This window comes from Stenotrophomonas pictorum JCM 9942, assembly GCF_001431585.1.
Taxonomy (GTDB): domain Bacteria; phylum Pseudomonadota; class Gammaproteobacteria; order Xanthomonadales; family Xanthomonadaceae; genus Stenotrophomonas; species Stenotrophomonas pictorum.
In genome coordinates this window covers 1-5,991 of record NZ_LLXS01000057.1, presented here as the reverse complement: position 1 = coordinate 5,991, position 5,991 = coordinate 1, and the positions used below count along the sequence as shown (strand labels likewise).

Sequence of the window (5,991 nt, the reverse complement as noted above, 5' to 3'; positions counted from 1 at the left end):
TCGGCAACGCATCAGGAGGTGGCGGTGGCGGCGGGGAGTGGAAAGAACAGAACATAAACCTTGTGCCCGGCACAAGTTACTCCGTGTTTGTAGGCGCTGGCGGTAGCGGCGGGTTTGCTGCTGACTGGAACGGCACAGGGTTTGTAACAGCTGTGGACGGCGGCGATGGTGGAGACTCTGCTATTGCCGGCACGCAAGTATTGGCTCGCGGTGGAAAAGGGGGAGCTACAGCTAATGGCTCAAACGCCCGTGGTAACGGCGGAAGCAGCGGAGCAGGAGCAGAAGCAATAACAGGCATTGGTGCCTCCTCCACTTGCACAGCAGGATCAGCCGGCGTTACCTCGGGCGCTGCAACTGCTATTCCGGCGTTCTTTGGAGAATGTTCAGGAGGCGCTGGGGCAGCATCGGCTATCAGCTCTGTGTACCCAGGAGCAGGTACAGGAGCTACGAGCGTAGGGGGCGGGGGATCTGCCTCTGAGGTAGGGTGTGGCGGTGGTGGCGCCCGTGGAGCTTCTGGAGCTTCTGGAAGTAGGACAGGAGGGGCCGGCTTTCGCGGCCAGATCGACATCATCTATTGGGACACAGTGCCATGAGCCGCATTGCACTGATCCGCGATGGCGTGGTGGTCAATGTAATCGAGGCCGATCTGGCTTTCGCCTCCTCACTGCATGGCTACGATGCAGCAGTGGAGGCTGGTGCTGCTGGCCCCGGGTGGGCCTACGCCGATGGCCTGCTTATGCCGCCGCAAACACCAGAGCCAGTGCTGTCGCTGGAAAAGTTGAAGCAGCAACTGCGCGAGCGCACCACCGCCCTGCGTTGGGAGCGCGAGACTGGCGGCATCACGGTTGGCGGCGTGCGAGTGCTGACGGGAATCGAAGATCAGAACCGGATTGCGACGGCCCTGATTGGCGCGCCTGCAACGGTGGATTTCAAGGCCGATTCCGGCTGGGTCAGGCTGACGCTTTCCGAGCTACAGACCATAGCTGCGGCGATCACCGCCCACGTCCAAAGATGTTTTTCCGCAGAGCGTGCTCATCACGAAGCGATCGATGCCTTGGAAACGCCGGAGGCTGCGCTAGCCTATGATGCGCTGTCCAACTGGCCGTAGGATTTTTCTGACACGGGGCCAAGGGGTTACCCGATAGTTTCGCATGGTGGAGCTGGCAATCTGGTATCGCCAGCAACGGCGGCGCCGGCAGTAAAACCGGAAATTCACCCGTCGGGCTATCCCTGCGCCAGCCGACCAAGAACAATGCCGTGCAACTTAAATATGGATAACCCGCTAGGCCTTCCTCAGGATATCCACTGCCGATGGACAGATCTCTTTTTTGTAGCTGCCACCACAGTAAGTAGTTAGCATCTCGATCATTGATTCTTTGTGTTTTCCACAAAGATCTTTGAGTGCTGCGACAACGCTGCGATCAATTTTTTCTGGCTTGGAACCCTTTTCCACAAGGAAGAATTGGGTGCTGGCTGCCTTTTTGCATGATTGTTCATTTGGAAGAACGTCGCGCTCTAATAGAGTCGGGATCGCGCCGAATTTTCCCGAATGCAAGATTTGGATGACAAGATGCTCGTGACTAGGGCGTAGTCCCATGCCTCCGTCGATATAAAGGGCTGTTGATCGCGCGTCACCCCGGATGATTGCCTCCTCGAATCCACGCTCACTCCAAGGCTGGCCAAGATTCGCAATTTCTTTAACTGGGTCGTCGCTGTTCTCGCGCTTGACGGTGTCTTGAACTGCTTCGGTGGCCTTCGCGATGCGGGACTGGAGTTCCACCTGCTGCTGAAGAAGGCCGGTGACCTGCTGCGCATCGGCGACAATCGCGAGGTTGTTGCTGAGCAATCCGCCCGTGTCTTTCTTGGAGTGGGAGCCTAAACCAACAGTAAGACCCGTGACCGAAACGGCGGCCAAGACCCAGACTCCAACCTGGCTAAAGGTTGGCCCTTCCCACCATGCACGCAAGTCTGGAATGCGATCAAACAGGCGTCGCATGGCGCCGGTTCCAAGTAGCAGCGACATCGCCAGTACTACAGATGCAGCAAGTCCAATGGTCAGTGGAAGTAGCCAGCCACCCTTGGGGGAGAAGAAGTCGCCTATTGCAGCAATTGCTGTAGCGGGCAGCGCGCCGCCTGCAATGGTGATTCTCAACTTCTTGGAGAACGGAATTGCGCTGGACATACTTACCCCCTAGTAAGCGGCCTTGGGCCATTTTCTTGCGGTTGCAGATGGGCGATATCAATTGAAATTACGCTTTCCGTCAAGAAGCGAGACCCTATTGGGCCTCGTACCCCTCGTCTCGCGATACCGCCACCGCTAGCAGCTGTCTCGGCCAGTGCGATTGACCCACGTCACGATTCCCGCCATGACGATCAATGTGCACAAGGCGAAGTGGGCGCGGTCGAAGTCGGCCGCACTGTATCTGCAAGCCGTTGAAGTGGAGCGGAGAGCGGAGGGGGATTGGCGCCAGCGCGAGAGGGCGCGGAATGGCGCTGCGATCCTTAGGGGAGAGGCCGAGCGGTATGCGGCGATGGCCAGGCGATGGGGCGGTTCCGCCTGATATCCTATTCCGCAATTGATCGGTGCGCCCTTGGTGCGTAAGGCGATTCAAGGGGGGGCGGCTGGGCGTTTTGCGGAACAGAAAACAGCCCAAAAGCCTTGGTACATAAGGGTTCTTGTCCGGACTTAAAATCCGCCGGCCGCGAGGCCATGCCGGTTCGATTCCGGCTCCGGGCACCACTACCTGACAATCGAGAATGGCATGAGCGACGGTATAACCGCAGCGGCGGCCCCCCGGGTCGCCATCATCGGGCTGGGTTATGTGGGGCTTCCTCTGGCCGTTGAGTTCGGTAAGACGCTCGACACGCTGGGCTACGACATCGACCCGCAGCGCGTCCAGGAGCTTCAGGCCGGGCACGACCACACGCTTGAGACCGACGATGCGGAACTGGCAGCGGCGCTGCATGTGCGCTTTACCGGCGATACCGCAGGGCTGCGCGACCGCAACGTCTTCATCGTCACGGTGCCCACGCCTATCGACGCCTTTGAACAGCCGGATCTGGCGCCGTTGCGCTCGGCCAGCGAGCTCATCGCCGCTTATCTGAAGCCGGGCGATCTGGTGATCTACGAATCCACGGTCTATCCCGGTACCACCGAAGAGGTGTGCGTGCCGTTGCTTGAGCAGGGCTCGGGACTGCGCTTCAACGTGGATTTTTTTTGCGGCTACAGCCCCGAGCGGATCAATCCGGGCGACCGGCAACGGCGTTTGCCGGATATCCGGAAGATCACGTCAGGCTCCACGCCGCACGCGGCGCAGGTGGTCGATGCGCTGTATCGCCGCATCATCCGTGCGGGGACCTGGCCGGCACCTTCGATGAAGGTCGCAGAAGCGGCCAAGGTGATCGAGAACATCCAGCGCGATGTGAACATCGCCCTGGTCAACGAGCTGGCCCTGATCTTCGACCGGTTGAGTATCGATACGCTTGATGTGCTCGAGGCGGCGGGAACCAAGTGGAACTTCCTGCCGTTCCGACCGGGGATGGTCGGGGGGCACTGCATCGGCGTGGATCCGTACTACCTGCTGCACAAGTCCGAGAGCGTGGGTTACCACCCGGATCTGATCCATACCGCGCGACAGGTGAACAATCGCGTCGTCGCGCATGTGGTCACACGGGTGCGCACGTTGCTGGAGCAGAAAGAAAAATCACTGCAGGGCGCCAGGGTGCTGGTGCTCGGTGTCACCTTCAAGGAGGACTGCCCGGATCTGCGCAACAGCCGCGCGCTGGATCTGGTGCAAATGCTGTCCGCCGCGGGCGCACTGGTGCATGCGCACGATCCATGGGCCGATGCGGCCAGCGCACAACGTGCTGCAGAGGTGGTGCTGATCGAATCCCCGCAGCCGGGAAACTACGATGCGATCGTGCTGGCGGTGGCGCACCGTCAGTTTCGTGAGTACAGCGCGGAAAAAATCCGTGCACTGGGTGTACAGGACATGATCGTCTACGACATCAAATCCGCCTGGCCGCGGGACGTTGTCGACGACCGGCTGTAGAATCCGCGCCATCTCTGATCCGAGGACGGTAATGCATCGTTATCTTGTCTATGTGCTGGCATTGATTCTGCTGCCAGTTTCTTTGGCATTGGCTTCGCATTGGCCAGCGTGGTACTGGGGCGTGGGCCTGTTTGGTGTGGCCGCGCTGCTGGGTACCTGGGACGTGTTGCAACGTCGAAGCGTGTTGCGACGCAACTATCCGGTGCTGGCGCATTTCCGTTATGGCTTCGAGTCCATCGGCCCGGAAATCCGCCAGTACTTCGTACAGAGCGATCTTGATGATGTCCCGTTCTCGCGGCAGCAGCGCCAGTTGATCTATGCGCGTTCGCGCAACGAAATGGACGTGGTGCCATTTGGGACCCTGCGCAGCGCCTACGCGGTGGACTACGAATGGATCAACCATTCCATGGCGCCGACCACCATCCCGCATCACGATTTCCGCGTGACCATCGGTGCCGAGTGCGCAAAGCCCTATTCGGCCAGCGTGTTCAACATCTCGGCAATGAGCTTTGGCTCGCTCTCGGCCAATGCCATCCGCGCGTTGAACAAGGGCGCCAAGCTGGGCGGCTTCTGCCATGACACCGGTGAAGGCTCCATCTCGCCTTATCACCGTGAGAATGGCGGTGACCTGGTCTGGGAAATCGGTTCGGGCTACTTCGGCTGCCGCGACGAGAACGGGCGCTTCAGCGAAGAGCGTTTTGTCGAAAACGCGCGCGACGATCAGGTCAAGATGATCGAGATCAAGCTATCGCAGGGCGCCAAGCCCGGCCACGGCGGCGTGCTGCCAGCGGCCAAGGTCAGTGCGGAGATTTCCCTCACCCGCGGCGTGCCGATGGGCGTGGATTGCGTCTCGCCGTCCAAGCACTCGGCGTTCTCCACGCCGGTGGAGCTGCTGCAGTTCGTTGCGCGTCTGCGTGAGTTGTCCGGTGGCAAACCGGTCGGCTTCAAGCTGGCGATCGGCCATCCCTGGGAATGGTTCGGTATCGCCAAGGCCATGCACGAAACCGGTTTGCTGCCCGACTACATCGTCGTTGATGGTGCTGAAGGCGGTACCGGCGCCTCGCCTGCGGAATTCATCGATCACGTTGGCGTGCCGATGAATGAAGCGCTGATCCTGGTGCACAACACGCTGATCGGTCTGAACCTGCGTGAGCGTATCCGCCTGGGTGCGGCGGGCAAGGTGACCAGTGCATTTGATATCGCACGCACCATCGCGCTGGGCGCGGACTGGTGCAATGCCGGCCGTGGCTTCATGTTTGCGTTGGGCTGCATCCAGGCGCTGAGCTGCCACAACGACAAGTGCCCGACCGGGATCGCTACCCAGGACCCGAGTCGCTGGCGTCACCTGGAGCCGGAAGACAAGGGCCAGCGTGTGCGCAACTACCACGCCAATACGATGCGCGCGTTGCGTGACCTGTTGGGCGCTGCCGGCCTGAACGATCCTTCCGAACTGGGACCGGAACATATCCTGCGGCGTGTTTCGCCGGTGGAGATCCGTTCGCTGGCTTCGCTGTATCGTTATCTGGGACCGGGCGAGCTGCTTGACCGGGTGCCCGAGCACGTCGTGTTCCGCGAGTACTGGGCGGATGCGCGCAGCGATTCGTTCGCACCGCCGGCACGCATTTCGGGGTTGCGCGGCAGCAAGCTGCAGTGATCTGCCCCGGTGCGGAGACGGTCGCACCGGCATCGCAAATGAAAACACCGCCCTTGCTCGACAAGGGCGGTGTTTTTTTACAGGTCGCGGTTGTCGCGCCGCGGTGTAATCAGCGCGCCAGCCACTGGATCACCCCTTCGGCGGCGCGCCGGGCGCTGGCGTAGCAGGCGGTAAGCAGGTAGCCGCCGGTCGGCGCTTCCGGTAATCCCCCCGCAAAACCAGCGCAGTGAGAAGTAGAAGTTTTCGAAGGAAAATTTCTACCATGAAGAAGTCCCGATTCACCGG

General features: G+C 60.5%; 5 protein-coding genes and 1 tRNA gene. 5 read left to right on the top strand and 1 reads right to left on the bottom strand.

Going from position 1 to position 5,991, the window contains the following annotated elements; translation table 11 throughout:
* On the top strand, positions 1-593 hold a 593-nt coding region (locus tag ARC78_RS17150; RefSeq protein ID WP_425480571.1), incomplete at its 5' end, for a glycine-rich domain-containing protein.
* Positions 590-1,108 carry a DUF4376 domain-containing protein gene (locus ARC78_RS15155; RefSeq protein ID WP_054658932.1) on the top strand — a complete coding sequence of 173 codons (519 nt, stop codon included), beginning with the start codon at positions 590-592 and terminating at the stop codon, positions 1,106-1,108. The genes ARC78_RS17150 and ARC78_RS15155, both read left to right, overlap by 4 nt.
* Before the next feature lie 174 nt (positions 1,109-1,282).
* On the opposite strand, the gene ARC78_RS16715 is transcribed toward ARC78_RS15155, so the two are convergent.
* Positions 1,283-2,182, bottom strand: a complete 900-nt coding sequence (locus ARC78_RS16715; RefSeq protein ID WP_145974371.1) for a hypothetical protein — start codon at positions 2,180-2,182, stop codon at positions 1,283-1,285.
* A gap of 474 nt (positions 2,183-2,656) precedes the next feature.
* Between ARC78_RS16715 and ARC78_RS15140 the strand changes: the two genes are divergently transcribed.
* The 3 genes from ARC78_RS15140 (at position 2,657) to ARC78_RS15130 (ending at position 5,706) form a co-directional block, all read left to right on the top strand.
* A tRNA-Leu gene (locus tag ARC78_RS15140) sits at positions 2,657-2,740 on the top strand.
* Between the two features lie 22 nt (positions 2,741-2,762).
* Entirely contained in the window at positions 2,763-4,052 is a 1,290-nt protein-coding gene (locus ARC78_RS15135; protein WP_054658936.1) for a nucleotide sugar dehydrogenase, read from the top strand.
* 31 nt (positions 4,053-4,083) lie between these two features.
* Positions 4,084-5,706: an FMN-binding glutamate synthase family protein gene (locus ARC78_RS15130; RefSeq protein ID WP_054658929.1), complete on the top strand. Its 1,623-nt coding sequence runs from the start codon at positions 4,084-4,086 to the stop codon at positions 5,704-5,706.
* Positions 5,707-5,991 lie beyond the last annotated feature (285 nt).

Bases quoted from the DNA above. Each gene is read 5' to 3' on its own strand.
- ARC78_RS16715 (WP_145974371.1), bottom strand. From the start codon at position 2,182: ATGTCCAGCGCAATTCCGTTCTCCAAGAAGTTGAGAATCACCATTGCA.
- ARC78_RS15130 (WP_054658929.1), top strand. From the start codon at position 4,084: ATGCATCGTTATCTTGTCTATGTGCTGGCATTGATTCTGCTGCCAGTT.
- ARC78_RS15135 (WP_054658936.1), top strand. From the start codon at position 2,763: ATGAGCGACGGTATAACCGCAGCGGCGGCCCCCCGGGTCGCCATCATC.
- ARC78_RS15155 (WP_054658932.1), top strand. From the start codon at position 590: ATGAGCCGCATTGCACTGATCCGCGATGGCGTGGTGGTCAATGTAATC.